Source organism: Microbacterium oryzae (genome assembly GCF_009735645.1).
GTDB classification, from domain to species: Bacteria; Actinomycetota; Actinomycetes; order Actinomycetales; family Microbacteriaceae; genus Microbacterium; species Microbacterium oryzae.
In genome coordinates, this window is sequence record NZ_CP032550.1 from 918,533 (window position 1) to 934,457 (window position 15,925).

The 15,925-nt window shown below is 73.5% G+C and carries 13 protein-coding genes; 4 read left to right on the forward strand and 9 right to left on the reverse strand.

Annotated features, from left to right (window positions below; translation table 11 throughout):
* Positions 1–54: 54 nt before the first annotated feature.
* The 5 genes from D7D94_RS04295 to lipB are packed head-to-tail and all read right to left on the reverse strand — an operon-like array spanning position 55 to position 4,339.
* The gene (locus D7D94_RS04295) at positions 55–465 is read right to left on the reverse strand and encodes a VOC family protein (RefSeq protein WP_156241462.1); all 411 of its coding nucleotides are present in this window, start codon (positions 463–465) and stop codon (positions 55–57) included.
* 51 nt (positions 466–516) lie between these two features.
* Positions 517–2,082, reverse strand: coding sequence for a signal recognition particle protein (gene ffh, locus D7D94_RS04300; RefSeq protein ID WP_156241463.1), 1,566 nt, complete (start codon positions 2,080–2,082; stop codon positions 517–519).
* A 12-nt stretch (positions 2,083–2,094) separates the two neighbouring features.
* The gene (locus D7D94_RS04305) at positions 2,095–2,697 is read right to left on the reverse strand and encodes a TetR/AcrR family transcriptional regulator (protein ID WP_156241464.1); all 603 of its coding nucleotides are present in this window, start codon (positions 2,695–2,697) and stop codon (positions 2,095–2,097) included.
* A 20-nt stretch (positions 2,698–2,717) separates the two neighbouring features.
* Positions 2,718–3,707, reverse strand: coding sequence for a lipoyl synthase (gene lipA / locus D7D94_RS04310; RefSeq protein ID WP_156241465.1), 990 nt, complete (start codon positions 3,705–3,707; stop codon positions 2,718–2,720).
* A complete protein-coding gene (gene lipB, locus D7D94_RS04315; protein WP_156241466.1) occupies positions 3,704–4,339 on the reverse strand; it encodes a lipoyl(octanoyl) transferase LipB in 636 nt (211 codons plus the stop codon). Before lipB ends, lipA begins: the two co-directional genes overlap by 4 nt.
* Positions 4,340–4,784: 445 nt before the next feature.
* On the opposite strand from lipB, the gene D7D94_RS04320 reads away from it, so the two are divergent.
* The 4 genes from D7D94_RS04320 to D7D94_RS04335 are packed head-to-tail and all read left to right on the forward strand — an operon-like array spanning position 4,785 to position 9,692.
* A complete protein-coding gene (locus D7D94_RS04320) occupies positions 4,785–6,410 on the forward strand; it encodes an ABC transporter substrate-binding protein (RefSeq protein ID WP_156241467.1) in 1,626 nt (541 codons plus the stop codon).
* 8 nt (positions 6,411–6,418) lie between these two features.
* Positions 6,419–7,405: an ABC transporter permease gene (locus tag D7D94_RS04325; RefSeq protein ID WP_156241468.1), complete on the forward strand. Its 987-nt coding sequence runs from the start codon at positions 6,419–6,421 to the stop codon at positions 7,403–7,405.
* On the forward strand, positions 7,402–8,199 hold the full coding sequence (locus tag D7D94_RS04330; RefSeq protein ID WP_156241469.1) for an ABC transporter permease: 798 nt from the start codon (positions 7,402–7,404) through the stop codon (positions 8,197–8,199). The genes D7D94_RS04325 and D7D94_RS04330 overlap by 4 nt, the downstream gene beginning before the upstream one ends.
* Positions 8,196–9,692, forward strand: a complete 1,497-nt coding sequence (locus D7D94_RS04335) for an ATP-binding cassette domain-containing protein (protein ID WP_156241470.1) — start codon at positions 8,196–8,198, stop codon at positions 9,690–9,692. Before D7D94_RS04330 ends, D7D94_RS04335 begins: the two co-directional genes overlap by 4 nt.
* An 8-nt stretch (positions 9,693–9,700) precedes the next feature.
* Here D7D94_RS04335 and D7D94_RS04340 read toward each other — a convergent pair whose 3' ends face one another.
* Genes D7D94_RS04340 through smc form a run of 4 tightly spaced genes read right to left on the reverse strand, consistent with a single transcriptional unit; the run spans position 9,701 to position 15,739 of the window.
* Positions 9,701–10,201 (reverse strand): DUF2004 domain-containing protein, encoded by a 501-nt coding sequence (locus D7D94_RS04340; protein ID WP_156241471.1) that lies wholly within the window; start codon positions 10,199–10,201, stop codon positions 9,701–9,703.
* A 25-nt stretch (positions 10,202–10,226) separates the two neighbouring features.
* Positions 10,227–11,096: a signal recognition particle-docking protein FtsY gene (gene ftsY, locus D7D94_RS04345; RefSeq protein WP_156241472.1), complete on the reverse strand. Its 870-nt coding sequence runs from the start codon at positions 11,094–11,096 to the stop codon at positions 10,227–10,229.
* Positions 11,097–11,105: 9 nt separating this feature from the next.
* Positions 11,106–12,242, reverse strand: a complete 1,137-nt coding sequence (locus D7D94_RS04350) for a class I SAM-dependent methyltransferase (protein WP_246171871.1) — start codon at positions 12,240–12,242, stop codon at positions 11,106–11,108.
* On the reverse strand, positions 12,239–15,739 hold the full coding sequence (gene smc / locus D7D94_RS04355; RefSeq protein WP_156241473.1) for a chromosome segregation protein SMC: 3,501 nt from the start codon (positions 15,737–15,739) through the stop codon (positions 12,239–12,241). The genes D7D94_RS04350 and smc overlap by 4 nt, the downstream gene beginning before the upstream one ends.
* Between the last annotated feature and the right edge of the window lie 186 nt (positions 15,740–15,925).

Sequence of the window (15,925 nt, forward strand, 5' to 3'; positions counted from 1 at the left end):
GACGAGCGCCGATGCGGAGCGGGTCCCGGGGTTCCGGGGCCCGCTCCGTCGTCGTCAGGGCAGCAGGCTCTCGCCGAGCGGCGAGGGGTTCACCGCGACCTCCCACCGGAACCCGTCGGGGTCGGCGAAGTAGCCCGAGTAGCCGCCCCATTCGCGCCACGACGCCGCCTCGGCTCGCGCGCCGGCGGCTCGCGCGAGGGTCAGCACGGCATCGACCTCGGCGGGCTCCCGCACGTTGTGCGCGAGCGTCACGGGCGGCGTGCCGCCTCCCGTGACGGGGCCGATCTCCGCCTCGGCATGCGCGCGATCCCAGAGCGACAGCAGCAGCCGCTCCCCCAGGCGGATCATCAGCACCTCGCCCGCGACGTCCACCTCGGGCACCCAGCCCAGGCCATCCGCGTAGAAGCGCCGCGACGCCGCGAGGTCGTCGACGACCAGGGTGATGAGGCTGACGCGCTGTTCCACGGCGCCAGTGTGGCACCGTCACCACGACGCCGCCACCCGCGCGCGACGGGCTCAGCCCTTGCCGAACAGCTTCTGCAGCTCGGCGAGGTCGGCCTCGGTGGGCTGAGGCGCGCCGCCGGAGCCCAGGCCGAAGCCCGAGCCGGCCGGCGCCGTCGGAGCCTCGGGCAGGGCGGAGTTCTCTGCGGCGCGCTTGGCCGGGTTCCCCGAGCGCGAGCCCTGGCTCTTCTTGCCCTTCTTGCCGCCGCGCTTCGCGGAGGCGCCCGGCTTGCCCATGCCGGGCATCGCGCCCATGCCGGGGATGTTGGGCGTGCCGCCGCGCGCAACCGTCTTCATCATCTTCGCCGCCTGCTCGAAGCGCGTCACGAGCTGATTGACGTCGGTGACGGTCATGCCCGAGCCGCGGGCGATGCGGAGGCGGCGCGAGCCGTTGAGGATCTTCGTGTTCGTGCGCTCGGCGGGCGTCATCGAGCGGATGATCGCCTCGGTGCGGTCGATCTCTCGCTCGTCGAAGTCGTCGAGCTGCTGCTTCATCTGGCCCATGCCCGGGAGCATCCCGAGCATCTTCTTCATCGAGCCCATCTTCTTCAGCTGCTGCATCTGCTGCAGGAAGTCGTCGAGCGTGAACTGATCGGTCGCGAACTTCTCCGCGACCTTGCGGGCCTCCTCCTCGTCGAAGGCCTGCTGAGCCTGCTCGATGAGGGTGAGGATGTCACCCAGGTCGAGGATGCGGCTGGCCATGCGGTCGGGGTGGAACTCCTCGAGGTCCTCGAGCCCCTCGCCCGTCGACGCGAAGATGATCGGACGGCCGGTGACCGATGCGACCGAGAGCGCGGCGCCGCCGCGCGCGTCGCCGTCGAGCTTCGACAGCACGACGCCCGTGAAGTCGACGCCGTCCTGGAAGGCCTTCGCCGTGTTGACGGCGTCCTGGCCGATCATGGCGTCGATGACGAAGAGCACCTCGTCGGGCTGCGTCACCCGGCGGATGTCCGACGCCTGCTTCATGAGCTCGGCGTCGACGCCGAGGCGGCCGGCCGTGTCGATGATGACGACGTCGTGCTGCTGGCGGCGGGCGTGCTCGACGCCGTCGCGCGCCACGCGCACCGGGTCGCCGACACCGTTGCCAGGCTCGGGCGCGTAGATCGCCGCACCGGCGCGCTCGGCCACGACCTGGAGCTGGTTCACCGCGTTCGGGCGCTGGAGGTCGGCCGCGACGAGGATGGGCGTGTGGCCCTCCTTCTCGAGCCGTCGCGCGAGCTTGCCGGCGAACGTCGTCTTGCCGGAGCCCTGGAGGCCGGCGAGCATGATGACCGTGGGCGGGGTCTTCGCGAAGGCGAGACGACGCTGCTCGCCGCCGAGGATGCCGACGAGCTCCTCGTTGACGATCTGCACGACCTGCTGCGCGGGGTTCAGCGCCTTGTTGACGTCGTCGCTCAGGGCGCGCTCGCGCACGCGGGCGGAGAACTCCTTCACGACCTGCAGCGCGACGTCGGCGTCGAGCAGGGCGCGACGGATCTCGCGGACGGTGCCGTCGACATCCGCCGCCGAGAGCTTCCCCTTCGTGCGGAGATTGCGGAAGGTCTCGGTGAGGCGGTCGGAGAGCGTGCCGAAAGTAGCCATGATGAGTCGATTTTACCCGGCGGCGGGCGGGTCCGCGCGCCGCGGGACCGCGGGCGCCACCGCCAGCGCCGCCGCGACCACGTCGCGCAGCGAGCTGACGCCCGGACCGGCGTGCGCCCAGTGCCGCAGAGCGCTCACCACCGCGCCGGCATAGGCGGCGCCGATGACGTCGGCGGCGAGCGGATCCTGCCCACCTCGGCGGAGCGCGGCCGACAGCAGTGCCGCCACCCTGGCCATCCGCACCGCCGCCTCGCGCTCGAGGTCGGCGGCGATCCCCATCGCGTCGGCGTGCGTGAAGGCCAGGGCGAGCGGGTCGGGGCGCAGGTCGTCGGCGAAGGCGAGGATGGCGCGGTGCAGGTCGGCGGTGTCGAGCGGCGCGCGAGGCGCCTGGAGGTCGTCGGCCAGTCCGTCGAGGCGCTCGTCGAGTCCCGCCCACAGGAGCCCCGACTTGGAGCTGGCGTAGTTGAAGAAGCTGGACCGGCTGACGCCCGCGCGGGTCGCGATGTCCGCGATGGACGTGGCGTCGAACCCCTGCTCGAGGAACAGCTCGCAGGCCGCCTCGGCGAGCGTCTCGCGCGAGGAGGCCCGGGGGCGCCCGGCTCTGGAAGTGGCCATCCGGCCCAGGCTAGCGGGCCTCAGACCGCCTGGGCGAAGCCCTGCTCGGCGCCGGCGGCGATGTGCGCGAGGTGCGGCGGGATCTCCCGCCCCTTCGACACCATCGACTGCGCCCACAGCCGCCCCGCCCGGTACGACGAGCGCACGAGCGGACCGGCGAGGACGCCGAGGAAGCCGATGCGCTCGGCCTCCTCCTTGAACGCGACGAACTCCTCCGGCTTCACCCAGCGCTGCACCGGCAGGTGCCGCGGCGACGGCCGGAGGTACTGCGTGATCGTGATGATGTCGCAGCCGGCATCGTGCAGGTCGCGCAGCGCGTCGACGACCTCGTCGGGCGTCTCGCCCATCCCGAGGATGAGGTTCGACTTCGTGATGAGGCCGGCGCCGCGCGCGGCGGTGAGCACGCCGAGCGAGCGCTCGTACCGGAACGCCGGGCGGATGCGCTTGAAGATGCGCGGCACGGTCTCGACGTTGTGGGCGAACACCTCGGGCCGCGCATCGAAGACGACCTGCAGCAGCCGCGGGTCGCCCGAGAAGTCCGTCGCGAGCAGCTCGACGCCGGTGCCCGGGTTCAGCTCGTGGATGCGGCGCACGGTCTCCGCGTGCAGCCAGGCGCCCTCATCGTCGAGGTCGTCGCGGGCGACGCCCGTCACGGTCGCGTAGCGCAGCCGCATCCGCTGCACGCTCTCCGCCACGCGCCGCGGCTCGTCGGTGTCGTAGTCGGCCGGGCGCCCGGTGTCGATCTGGCAGAAGTCGCAGCGGCGCGTGCACTGCGCTCCGCCGATGAGGAACGTCGCCTCGCGGTCCTCCCAGCACTCGAAGATGTTGGGGCAGCCCGCCTCCTGGCACACGGTGTGGAGCTCCTCGCTCTTCACGAGAGCGTGCAGCTCGCGGTACTCCGGCCCCTGACGGGCGGTGGTCTTGATCCACGACGGCTTCCGCTCGATCGGGGTCTGCGCGTTCCGCACCTCCAGGCGCAGCAGCCGTCGGCCATCCGGTGCCGCGCTCATGCTGCGACCGTCGCTTCCTCGGCGGCGAACGCCGCCACCACGGCGTCCACGACGTCGAGGGGCGTCACCCGGCGGCCGGTCTCCGCGCTCATCGTGGTGACGCCGGCGTCGGCGATGCCGCACGGGACGATCTGCGAGAAGCCGTCGAGCCCGTTGTCGCAGTTGAGGGCGAAGCCGTGCAGCGAGACGCCCTCCGTGACGCGCACGCCGATGGCGGCGACCTTGTCCTCGCGCCCGTCCCCGACCCAGACGCCGCTGCGCCCGGGCACGCGGCGGCCGGCGACGTCGTGCTCGCCGATCGCCCTGATGAGGAGGCGCTCGAGTCGGCGCACGTGATCGACGACGGCGTGCGGCTGCGGCAGGCGCAGGATCGGATAGCCGACGAGCTGACCGGGGCCGTGCCACGTGATCTTCCCGCCCCGATCGACGTCGATGACGGGGGTGCCGTCGCGCGGGCGCTCGTGGGGCTCGGTGCGGCGACCGGCCGTGTAGACCGGGTCGTGCTCGAGGAGGATCAGGGTGTCGGGCCGATTCCCCGCGACCACCTCGGCGTGGATCCGGCGCTGGAGCGCCCAGCCCTCCTGGTACGGCACCCGATCGGGCCCGAGACCCGCCACCAGCACATCGATCACGCCTGCTCCCCCTTGCGTCGCATTCTTGGATTGCGTCCAACAATAGCGTCGAGGCACGGCACGCTGACCATTGCGCGCCCCGAGGCGCGTCCTGCCCGGATGGCGCGGGCCGCGACCGCACACTCGCTCCGAGACCGCGTGCGCTCCGAGACCGCGTGTGCGCTCCGAGACAGCGCGTGCGCTCACCGGCCGTCGCTCGGAAACAGCGCTCGTGCGCCGAAACCGCCCGCTCGCTCGCGGACGGGGCTCCGAGAGAGCGCTGGCGCTCCGAGACAGCGCGTTCGCTCGCGGACCGCGTGCGAGCCACGCAGTCTCGGAGCGTCGACGCGGGGCAGCCCCGGCGAGCTCCTCGCCGCTCAGCCCTCACCCCACGACCACCTCGCCCTCGACCTCTGCGCACGGGAGTATCTTGGACTCCGTCCACTTTTCCTCGTCGAAAGCCGTCATGCCCTCTCGCGCCCTCGCCGCCGCCGCTCTGCTGGCCCCGCTCGTCCTCCTCGCCTCGTGCGCCGCTCCCGACGCCGGCGAGGACGCCGTCACCGAGACGGGCGGCACGCTCGTCTACGCCACCGGCGACGCGGAGCCGACCTGCCTCGACCCGCACGTGGGCGGCAACTACCCGCAGGCGCTCCTCAGTACGCAGTACCTCGAGCCGCTCTTCGGCCGCGACGCCGAGGGCACGATCCGGCCCTGGCTCGCCACCGACTGGGAGACCTCCGAGGACGGGCTGACCTGGGACCTGACCCTCCGCGACGACATCTCGTTCACCGACGGCACGCCGTTCGACGCCGAGGCCGTCAAGGCGAACATCGAGCATCTGCAGGACCCGAACACGGCCTCGTCGACGGGCTACCTCGCGGTGGAGCAAATCGACGAGATCGAGGTCGTCGACCCTGCGCACGTGCGCCTGCACCTCTCGACGCCGAAGTCCGCCCTCCTCGAGGCGCTCAGTCAGCCGTGGACGGCGATGGAGTCGCCCGCGGGCATCGAGCGCGGACAGGACGAGAACTGCCAGGCCCCCATCGGCACCGGCCCGTTCGTCGTCGATGAGTGGGTGCCGCAGCAGCGCGTGGAGCTCTCCCGCAACGACGACTACGTCGCCACGAACCCGGAGGCCGATCACGACGGCGCGGCGCACCTCGACGGCATCGAGTGGCGCTTCATCCCCGACGCCGCGACCCGTCAGGCCGCGCTCGCCTCGGGCGAGGTCGACGTCATCGACAACCCGCTTCCCTCCGACATCGTCTCCGCCGAGGGCCAGGGCATCACGCACATCGACGCGCCGCGTCCGGCGTCGTCCAACCGCATCGAGCTCAACAGCGCGCAGGCGCCGTTCGACGACATCCGCGTGCGCGAGGCCTTCGTGCGCGCGGCCGACCCGAACCCGGGCATCGAGTCGCTGTTCCTCGGCACCGCCGAGCGCTCGTACTCGCCGCTGTCGAGCATGGAGCCGCTGGCCTACGCCGACCCGGCGCTGTTCGAGACCGACGCCGACGCGGCGGCCGCGCTCCTCGACGAGGCCGGATGGTCCGAGCGCGACGACGACGGAACCCGCCTGAAGGACGGCGAGCGGCTCACGGTCCGCTTCCCCGTGTCGACGGATCAGTCCACGGCGGCCGAGCAGTCGCTGTTCGAGCAGATCCAGGAGAACGCCGCCAGTGTCGGCTTCGACGTCGTGCTCGATCCCGTCGACCTCTCGACCTGGTACGGCGCCCTCGGCGCCCACGAGTACGAGGCGGTGAGCGCGCCGTACACGACCGTCGGCCCCGACGTCCTGCGCATCCTCTACCACTCCTCGGGAACCGTGCCCGCGCCATCCGGCTACTTCGCCAACCACGCGATGCTGCAGCTGCCCGAACTCGACGAGGCGCTGGATGCGGCGGCTTCCGCCCTCGACCCCGACGAGCGCGCCGAGCGCTACACCGAGGCGCAGCGGATCGTGCTGGAGAGCTACGCCGTGCTGCCGCTCTACGACCAGCAGAACCACTTCCTCGTGAAGGGGGCGACCGGCATCGCCACCCTCGGGACCGTCGCGACGCCGACGTTCGTGAACGCTCAGCTGACCGACTGACGCGGCGGATGGCTGCGGTGCGGTGGCTCGCCGCGCGTCTCGCGCGCGCGGTGCTCGTCGTGTGGATCGTCGCGACAGTCGTGTTCTTCGCGCTGCGCGCGTCGGGCGACCCGCTCGAGGCGATCCTCGGCGGCCCCGGATCGCAGGCGGGCCCCGAGGCGGTCGCGGCGGCGGAGCGAGAGTACGGGCTCGACCGGCCGCTCGTCGTGCAGTACGCCGTGCAGCTCGGCCGGATCGCGACCCTGCAGCTGGGCGACTCCTACGCCCGGCGGCAGAGCGTCGCGGAGCTCATCTGGCAGCAGCTGCCCTCGACGCTCGTGCTGGCCGTGCTCGCGCTGGCGCTCGCGTGGGTGCTCGCCGTGGTCGGGGCGATCATCGCGACGACCGCGCGCGGACGGATCGGCCGCGCGGTGAACGCCCTGCTCCGCGGGGTCGAGATCGCCGCCACCGTGATGCCGCAGTTCTGGCTCGGCGCGGTGCTCATCCTCGTCTTCGCCTCGACGCTCGGCCTCCTGCCCGCCACGAGCGCGGGCAGTTCGCCGGCCGAGCTCGTGCTGCCCGTGGTGACCCTCGCCATCCCCATCGCCGGTTTCCTCGCGCAGGTCTCGCGCGACGCGCTCCTCGAGGCCGATCGCGCGCCGTTCGCCACCAGCGCCCGCGCGCGCGGCGCCGGCGAGCCGCGGCTGCTGCTGCGGCATACGCTCCGTCATGCGTCGCTGCCCGCCCTCGCGCTGTCGGGATGGGCGTTCGGCAACCTCCTCAGCGGCGCGGTCGTCGTCGAGGTGCTGTTCGCGCGCCCGGGGCTCGGGCGGCTGCTGCAGGAGGCGGCGCTCGCGCGCGACGTGCCGGTCGTCATCGGGGCGGTGTCGATCGTCGCGGTGCTGTACGTGGCGGTCATCGTGGTCGCCGACGCCGCCGAGCTCGTCGTCGACCCGCGGCTGCGCGGACCGCGCCCCGCGGCGCTCCGCATGCCCGATGTGGCGGTCGGCTCGTGAGGGCGCGGCTCGGATGGCCGGGGATCGTCGCGCTCATCCTCCTCGGCGTGCTCGTCGTCGCCGTGATCGCGCCGGGCGTGCTCGCCCCGCGGGATCCCCTCGCCATCGACCCGGCCGCCGCGTTCCTGCCGCCGTCGGCCGGCCATCCGCTCGGCACCGACGAGTCGGGGCGCGACGTGCTCGTGCGCATCGTGCACGGGGCCGCCGCGTCGGCGGGCATCGGCGTCTGGGCGACCGCGCTCGGCATCGGGCTCGGCCTCGTCATCGGGTTCGCCGCCGCGCTCGGGCCCCGATGGCTCGAGGCCGCGCTGGGCCGCATCGTCGAGGTGCTCTTCGCCCTGCCCACCCTCGTCATGGCGCTGCTGCTCGTCGCGGTGCTCGGCGCCGGCACGCAGAGCTCGGTGCTCGCGATCGGGCTCGCCACGGCGCCCGGCTACGCGCGCGTGCTGCGGTCGCGGGTGCAGGGCGTCGCCCGCAGCGACTACGTCGGATACGCGCGCCTGGAGGGGACGCCCGCGGGGACCGTGTTCGTCCGGCACATCGTGCCGAACACGCTCTGGCCGCTCGTCGCGACGGCCACCCTCGGCATCGGGCAGGCGATCGTGTGGGTGTCGGCGTTGAGCTTCCTCGGACTCGGCACGCCGCCGCCCTCGCCGGAGTGGGGAGCGATGCTCGACGCGGGCCGGGTCTACATCTCGTACGCACCGTGGCTCACGCTGTTCCCGGGGCTCGCGATCGTCGCCACCGCGACGGTGCTCACGGTGCTCGGCCGACGCCTGGGAGGCGCACGATGACGCTGCTGGAGGCCGCGGGACTGCGCGTGACCCTGCCCGGTGCGGGCGAGGTGCTGCGCGGCGTGGATCTGACCCTCGCGCCCGGCGAATGCCTCGCCGTGGTGGGCGAGTCCGGGGCGGGCAAGTCCGTGCTCGCGCGGACCCTGCTCGGGCTCACCCAGCAGGACCCCGGCGCGCGGGTGACCGCCGAGCGCCTGTCCTTCGACGGCCGCGATGTCGGCCGGCTGCGCCCGCGCGGATGGCGGCGCCTGCGCGGGCGGGACATCTCGCTCGTCCTGCAGGATGCGCTTCAGTCGCTCGACCCGCTCCGCACGCTCGAGGCCGAGGTGGGCGAGGCGCTCGCCGTGCGCGGCGTCCCCCGCCCTCGGCGTCGCGCGCGGGTGATCGAGGCGCTGCAGGGCGCGGGGCTCCCCGACGCCGAGTCCCGTCTCGGCCAGCGCCCGGGCGAGCTGTCCGGCGGGATGCGCCAGCGCGCGCTGATCGCGTCGGCCGTGGTGGGCGGTGCGCGGGTCATCATCGCCGACGAGCCCACCACCGCCCTCGACGCGACGACGGCCGTGCAGGTGCTGGCGCTCCTCGGCCGTCTGCGCGACGAGGGCGCCGCGCTCCTGCTCATCAGCCACGATCTGGGAGCGGTCGCGCGCGTCGCCGACCGCATCGCCGTGCTCTCCGCCGGCGAGGTCGTCGAGACCGGCCCGCGTGCCGCGCTCCTCGCCGCGCCCGTGCACCCCGTCACCCGCGCCCTGCTCGCGGCGCGGCCCTCCGGCGCCAAGCCCGGGCCGACCGTCGTGCCGGGCGCCGACCTCATCAGCGGCGCGGGACTGGTCCGGCGGTACCGGTCCCCCGGCGGCGGCACGCTCGCCGCGATCGACGGCGTCGATGTCGTCGTCCGCGCGGGCGAGACGCTCGGCGTCGTCGGAGAGTCGGGCTCGGGGAAGTCCACGCTCGCGCGCCTTCTCATCGGCGCCGAGGCGCCCGACGGCGGTTCACGTGCGCTCGCCGACCCCGCACCGCGCGTGCGCCTCGTGCCCCAGGACCCGCTGGCGTCCTTCGACCCGCGCCACGACGTCGCGCGCATCCTGCGCCACTCGCGCCGGCCGGGCGCGCCCGAATCCGCGGAGCTCCTCGCCCGCGTGGGACTCGACACGGCCATCCTGCGCCGGCGCCCCGCCCAGCTCTCCGGCGGGCAGCGTCAGCGCGTCGCGATCGCCAGGGCGCTCGCGGGCCGCCCCGACGTGCTCGTCTGCGACGAGCCGGTCTCGGCGCTCGACGTCACCACGCAGGCCGGCATCCTGCGGCTGATCGCCGAGCTGCAGCGCGAGGAGGGGCTCGGTGTCGTGTTCATCTCCCACGACCTCGCGGTCGTCCGGATGGTCAGCGACCGCGTGGCGGTCATGCGGGGCGGGCGGGTGGTCGAGACCGGCCCGACGGAGGAGGTCTACGCGGCTCCCGCGCACCCCTTCACGCGCGAGCTCATCGCGGCCGCCGGCTGACCCCGCGCCTACTCGGCGCTGGTGACGGAGTGGATGCCGCCGTCGCTGCGGAGGTTCACCAGCAGCACGTCGTCGGTGGCGTCGGGGTCGAGCGCGTACTCCAGCACCGCGAACGGGTCGTCGCCGCCGTGCTCGTCGGCGAGGATCGTCATGCTCATGAGGTTGAGCGAGCGGATGATGTCGACCGCGGCGTCGCCGGAGATGTCGACGAGCAGCTCCTCGAGCGCGTCGCCGAGGGTCTCCTGCTGCATGATGATGTACTCCGTCACCTCGCTGGCGCGGTTGTCGACTTCCGCGAGCATCGCCTCGCGGCTGCGCCGGTCGACCTCCTCGAGCGAGGCCACGATCGATGCCGCGGCGTCGAGCGCCTCCTTCGAGACGTCCTCCTGGTCGGGCGCGGTCAGATCCACTGACACGGTCTGGTCGCCGAGCTCGACGTTCTCCGACCAGAAGATCGAGCCGTCGGGGCCGGATTCCAGAAGCCCGAAGAAGTCGTGTTCGATCGCCATGTCGTCAACTCAACCATCCGCGCCGTCAGTCGACAAGCGACGCGGCGAACACGTGCGGCGTGAAGCCGGTGAGGTCGCCGATGCCCTCGCCCTGCCCGAGCAGCTTCACGGGGATGCCCGTGCGCTCCTGCACGGCGAGGACGAATCCGCCCTTCGCCGAGCCGTCGAGCTTGGTGAGCACGAGCCCCGTGACGCCGGCGTGCTCGAGGAACGCCTGCGCCTGCATGACGCCGTTCTGGCCGGTCGTCGCGTCGAGCACGAGCAGCACCTCGCTGATCGGCGCCTGCTTCTCGATCACGCGGCGGATCTTCGTCAGCTCGTCCATGAGGCCGCCCTTGGTGTGCAGGCGGCCGGCGGTGTCGACGAGCACGATCTCGGTGCCCGAGCGCTTGGCGTGCTCGATGGTCTGGAAGGCGACGGACGCCGGGTCCTGGCCCTCACGATCCGGCCGGACGATGGCCGCGCCGCCGCGCTCGGCCCACGTGGCGAGCTGCTCCACGGCCGCCGCGCGGAACGTGTCGGCCGCGCCGACCACCACGGAGCGGTTGTAGCGGCGCAGGAAGTGCGCGAACTTGCCGATCGTCGTGGTCTTCCCCACGCCGTTCACGCCGACGACGAGCACGACCGCGGGGCGCTCGGTGAGCTTCAGCGTCGTGTCGAACTTCGCGAAGTGCTCCTCGAGCGTCTCCTTGAGCATGCGCTGCAGGTCGCGCGGGTCGGTGGTGCGGTACCGCTCGACCTTCTCGCGCAGCTCCTCGACGATCCGCTCGGTGATGTCGGGGCCGAAGTCCGCCGTGAGGAGGGCGGTCTCGAGGTCGTCCCACGTGCTCTCGTCGATCGTGGGCTTGACGAACATCCCGCGCAGCGCGCGCCCGAGTGACCACTTCTCCGCCATGGTCCCAGCCTAGTTCGCGGCGCGCGTGGAGACGGTCACCGTGAAGCGGCTGTTGCGCGCGACCTGGCCGGTCGGGCCGACGAGACGCTGCAGCGCGGGGCGGTAGCCGAGCGGCGAGTTCCACACGCACCACAGCTCGCCGCCCGGCCGCAGCACGCGGGCGGCGTCGGCGAACAGGCGCGGCGCGATGGCGGAGGTGACCGCCGCACCGGAGTGGAACGGCGGGTTGAGCAGCACGAGGTCGGCGGAGCCGTCGGGCTGACCGGACAGCGCGTCGTCCTGCACGACGCGGATGCGCTCGGCGCCGTTGGCGTCTGCGGTGGCGCGAGCCGAGGCCACCGCCGCCGCGGACTGGTCGGTGGCGATCACCTCGGCCTGGGGGTGCGCGAGCGCGTAGGCGGTCGCGAGGATGCCGGTGCCGCAGCCGAGGTCGATGACGCGACGTGCCGCGGGGATCTCGGGAAGGAACTCGAGGAGGAAGCGCGTGCCGATGTCGACCGACGCTCCGGCGAACGCGGCGCCGTGCGCGACCACCGTCAGCCCGACGTCCTCGTGACGGACGGCCCGCGGCCATCCGCTCGTCGTCGCCGGCAGCGGGCCGGCGGCGTGCAGCACGCGGCTCTTACTCGCGGCCCTGCTGGCCCGCACATCGCCGAAGTGGCGGGCGAGCACGTCGTTCATGGCGAGCGTCATGTGCTTGATGCGTCCGCCCGCGACGACCGCGACATCGGCCGCCGCGTGGGCGGCGACGAGCCCGGCGATCTCGTCGAGCGCGTCCAGCGCGCGCGGCAGCTGCAGCAGCACGAGGCGCGCGCCGCGCACGAGCTCCGGGCCGAGCGGAAGCTGCGGGGCCCCGGACAGGTCGACGCCCTGCTCCGACGCATTGCGTTCCCGCGCGAGCCGGCCCGTGATGGAGTCCTGGTGCACGCGCACCCGAAGCCCCGAGGCCGCGAGCGGCAGCGTGAGCGCACCGTAGCGGTCGCCGATCACGACGACCTCGCCATTGGCCGCCCGCTCGAGCGCGGGCTCCGCCTCGGCGAGGATGAGCCGGTCGCTCGCGTCGGCCGCGACGAGATCATGCGCCTCGACATCCGGTCGTCGACGGAGCCCCGGCGCGATGGCGTCGAAGGCGTCGAGAACGGTCACGAGGCCATCCGCTCGCCGGCGGGCTGCGCGACACGCTGCCCGACCACGGCGGAGACGCCGTCCTGCCGCATCGACACCCCGTAGAGCGCATCGGCGATCTCCATGGTGCGCTTCTGGTGCGTGATGACGAGCAGCTGGCTCGACGCGCGCAGCTGCTCGAACACGCCCAGCAGGCGGCCGAGATTCGCATCGTCCAGAGCGGCCTCCACCTCGTCGAGGATGTAGAACGGGCTGGGCCGCGCCTTGAAGATCGCGGTGAGGAGCGCGACCGCCGCGAGCGAGCGCTCGCCGCCGGAGAGGAGCGACAGGCGCTCGATCTTCTTCCCCACCGGGCGCACCTTCACCTCGATGCCGGTGGCGAGCAGGTCGTCGGGGTCGGTGAGCGAGATGCTGCCGGTGCCGCCGGGGAAGAGGATCGGGAAGACCTCCTGGAAGGCCGTGCGGGTGTCCTCGAACGCCTCCGCGAAGATGGTCTGCATCCGCTCGTCGAGATCGGCGATGATCGTCATCAGGTCCTTCCGCGTCTGCACGAGGTCGTCCAGCTGCTCGGTGAGGAACCGATGGCGCTGCTCGAGCGCGGCGAACTCCTCGAGGGCCAGCGGGTTGACGCGCCCGAGCTGCGCGAGCTTCCGCTGGGCGTCGCGCAGGCGGCGCTCCTGCGCGCGGCGGTCATAGGGGATGGCCGTGCCCGCCTCGTCGAGGACCGGCTGGTCGGGCCCGTACTCGGCGACGAGGATCTCCTCCGACAGCCCCAGCTCGCTCGCGACGCGTTCGAGAAGCGAGGTGAGGTGGAGCTTCTTCTCGCGGATCTGCAGCTCGATGCCGTGCACGCTCTCGGTGAGGCCGGTCAGCCGCTCGCGCACCTGGCGCTCCTGCTCGCGCAGGTCGCGCAGCTCGGCGGTCACCGCCGAGCGCGCGGTCTCGGCCTCCGCGAGGGCGAGGCGGGCCTCCGCCGCGGAGCGATCGACGGAGTCGAGGAGCGGCGGCAGGTCGGCGGCCACCCCTGCGGCGATCTCGCGCTGGCCGCGGCGGATGACGGCGCGCCGAGCCGCCTCGGCGGCAGCGGCCTGCTCCCGCTCGCGCTGACGCTCGAGGCCCGCCGCACGACCCTCGGCGGCGCGCACGCGCTCGCGCAGGGTCTCGATCTCCAGGCGCGCGGCGACCTCGCTCTCGCGCGCGGTCTCGAGCGCGCGCGAGAGCGGGTCGCGACCCGACGCGTCGAGCACCGGACGCGGCTTCTCGCGTGCGGCGTCGAGGTCGGCCGCGGCTTGCCGTGCGTTCTCCTCCGCCTCGGCGACCGCCGTCGCGGCCTGGCCGATCCCGGCTTCGAGGCGCTCGCACTCCGCGATCGCGGCCTCGTGACGCACCGTCACGCGATTGACGTGCTCGGCGTGCTGGGCGAGCTGCGCATCGTGCTCGCGCAGCTCCTGCAGCCGCTCGCGCGCGGCCCGCCGCGCGCCCTGCAGGCGCGCACCCGCGTCCTCGCGCTCCGCGGCGAGGGTCGCGAGCGTCTGCTGCAGCTCGGCGAGGCGTTCGCCGGCCGCGTCGCGCTCGGCCTGCAGCTCCAGCCGCGACCGGTCGCCGCCGCTGCCTGCGCGCAGCGTGTAAGCCGTGCAGACCTCGCCCGCGCGGGTCACCGCCGTGAGTCGGTGATCGGCACCGGCGAGTGCGGCGCGTGCCGCCGCCAGGTCGTCCACGACGACGACGTGCGCGAGGAGACCCCGGACGCCGTCGGGAGCGGTGACGACGTCGGCGGCCGGGATCCCGCTGCCGCTGTCTGGCAGCGACCCCGCCTCGGCGGTCGATGCGGGGTCGGCGATGACGATGTCGATCACGCCCGCTCCCTCCGCCTGCCGGGCGGCGGCGAAGGCGGCCTCGCCGTCGTCGACGAGCAGCCCCTCGGCCAGCGGACCGAGGACCGCGGCGATGGCGGCTTCGAATCCCGGCCGGACGTGGACGCTCTCCCCCACCAGGCCCCGCACGCCGGGGGCGGCCTGCTCGAGAAGGGCGGCGGCGGCGTTCCGCACGTCGAGCGCGCTCCCGAGCGCGGCGACCTTGGCCGCGAGGGCGTCGGCCTCGCGCTCGGCTGCGCGGTGCTCCTCGCGCAGCCGATCGACCGCGCCCTCCGCTTCCGTCGCCGCCCGCTGCGCGTCCTCATAGCGGGCCTGCATCTCCGCCGCCGCTCCCTCGGAGACCGTCGCGTCGTCGAGCTCCGCGAAGGCCGCCGCCGCCTCGCGGCGCCGCTCGTGAGCCGCGTCGAGGGCGTTCTGCTGGCGGAGCACCCCGCCGCGCACAGCGGCGAGCGCCTGCTGAGCGGCCTCCGCCGCGCCGCGCAGCGTCGTCACCCGCAGGTCGTAGGCCGCGACGGCCGCGCTCTGCTCGGCGATCCGCACATCGAGGGCGTCGAGCTCGGCGCGCACGGCGGCCACCCGGCGAGCCGCGGCCGTCGCCGCATCCTCGGCCAACCCCACGCGGTCGCGGGTCTCGACGATGCGCGCGCGGGCCGCGTCCACGTCGCTCGCGCGCACGGTGACCTGCGCGGGCGCGCCGTCGTCGGCCGCGAGCATCGCGAGCCGCTGATTCGCGAGGGTGTAGAGGCCGCGCAGGCGCTCCTGCACCTGCTCGAGCCCGAAGAGCACGCGACGCGCCTCATCCACGGCCTCCGCGTTCTGCTCGCGCTCCAGCACCGCGATGCGCGCCTTGACGGCGTCGGCCCGCTCCTGCAGCACCAGGCGCTCGGCGTGCCGTTCGTGCTCGTCCCGCGCGTGATCGGCGAGCGCATGGCGCAGCTGCACGACGTCGTCGGCGAAGATCCGCGCCTTGGCGTCGCGGACCACCGCCGCGATCGTCTGGGCCTCCCGGGCGATCTCGGCCTGGCGCCCGAGGGGCTTCAGCTGTCGCCGGATCTCCCCGGCGAGATCGCTGAGCCGGGCGAGGTTCTGCTCCATCGCCTCGAGCTTGCGAACGGTCTTCTCCTTGCGGCGGCGGTGCTTGAGGATGCCGGCGGCCTCCTCGACGAAGCCACGACGCTCCTCGGGCGACGCCTGCAGCACGGTGTCGAGCCGCCCCTGCCCCACGATGACGTGCATCTCGCGGCCGAGGCCGGAGTCGCTCAGCAGCTCCTGCACATCGAGCAGCCGGCACGACTCGCCGTTGATGGCGTACTCGCTCGAGCCGTTGCGGAACAGCGTGCGGCTGATCGTCACCTCGCTGTACTCGATGGGGAGCGCCCCGTCGGCGTTGTCGATGGTGAGCTGCACCTCCGCACGCCCGAGCGGCCCGCGCGTGGCGGTGCCCGCGAAGATGACGTCCTCCATCTTGCCGCCGCGGAGGGTCTTGGCGCCCTGCTCCCCCATCACCCACGCGAGCGCGTCGACGACGTTGGACTTGCCGGAGCCGTTGGGGCCGACGATCGCCGTGACACCGGGTTCGAGCGCGAAGGTCGTCGGCTGCGCGAAAGATTTGAACCCCTTCAGGGTGAGGCTCTTCAGATGCATCCGCGGGCCTCCTTCCCCGTCCCCGCCTGGGAAAACCACGGTTCACGGTACCCGAGCATCGCTCCGGATCCGGGCAGCGGCGGCGGCTCGTCGGAAAAGATCCTGAGAATCTGCTTGACGCGGAGCTCCTCCCCTCAGTAACGTGTCTGCTCGCACGATCCCATCGCCGAGCATCAGCCGGCCCGC

Coding starts and splice junctions, on each gene's coding strand:
- smc (WP_156241473.1), bottom strand. CDS start 15,739: ATGCATCTGAAGAGCCTCACCCTGAAGGGGTTCAAATCTTTCGCGCAG.
- lipA (WP_156241465.1), bottom strand. CDS start 3,707: ATGAGCGCGGCACCGGATGGCCGACGGCTGCTGCGCCTGGAGGTGCGG.
- D7D94_RS04320 (WP_156241467.1), top strand. CDS start 4,785: ATGCCCTCTCGCGCCCTCGCCGCCGCCGCTCTGCTGGCCCCGCTCGTC.
- D7D94_RS04340 (WP_156241471.1), bottom strand. CDS start 10,201: ATGGCGATCGAACACGACTTCTTCGGGCTTCTGGAATCCGGCCCCGAC.
- D7D94_RS04325 (WP_156241468.1), top strand. CDS start 6,419: ATGGCTGCGGTGCGGTGGCTCGCCGCGCGTCTCGCGCGCGCGGTGCTC.
- D7D94_RS04335 (WP_156241470.1), top strand. CDS start 8,196: ATGACGCTGCTGGAGGCCGCGGGACTGCGCGTGACCCTGCCCGGTGCG.
- D7D94_RS04305 (WP_156241464.1), bottom strand. CDS start 2,697: ATGGCCACTTCCAGAGCCGGGCGCCCCCGGGCCTCCTCGCGCGAGACG.
- ffh (WP_156241463.1), bottom strand. CDS start 2,082: ATGGCTACTTTCGGCACGCTCTCCGACCGCCTCACCGAGACCTTCCGC.
- ftsY (WP_156241472.1), bottom strand. CDS start 11,096: ATGGCGGAGAAGTGGTCACTCGGGCGCGCGCTGCGCGGGATGTTCGTC.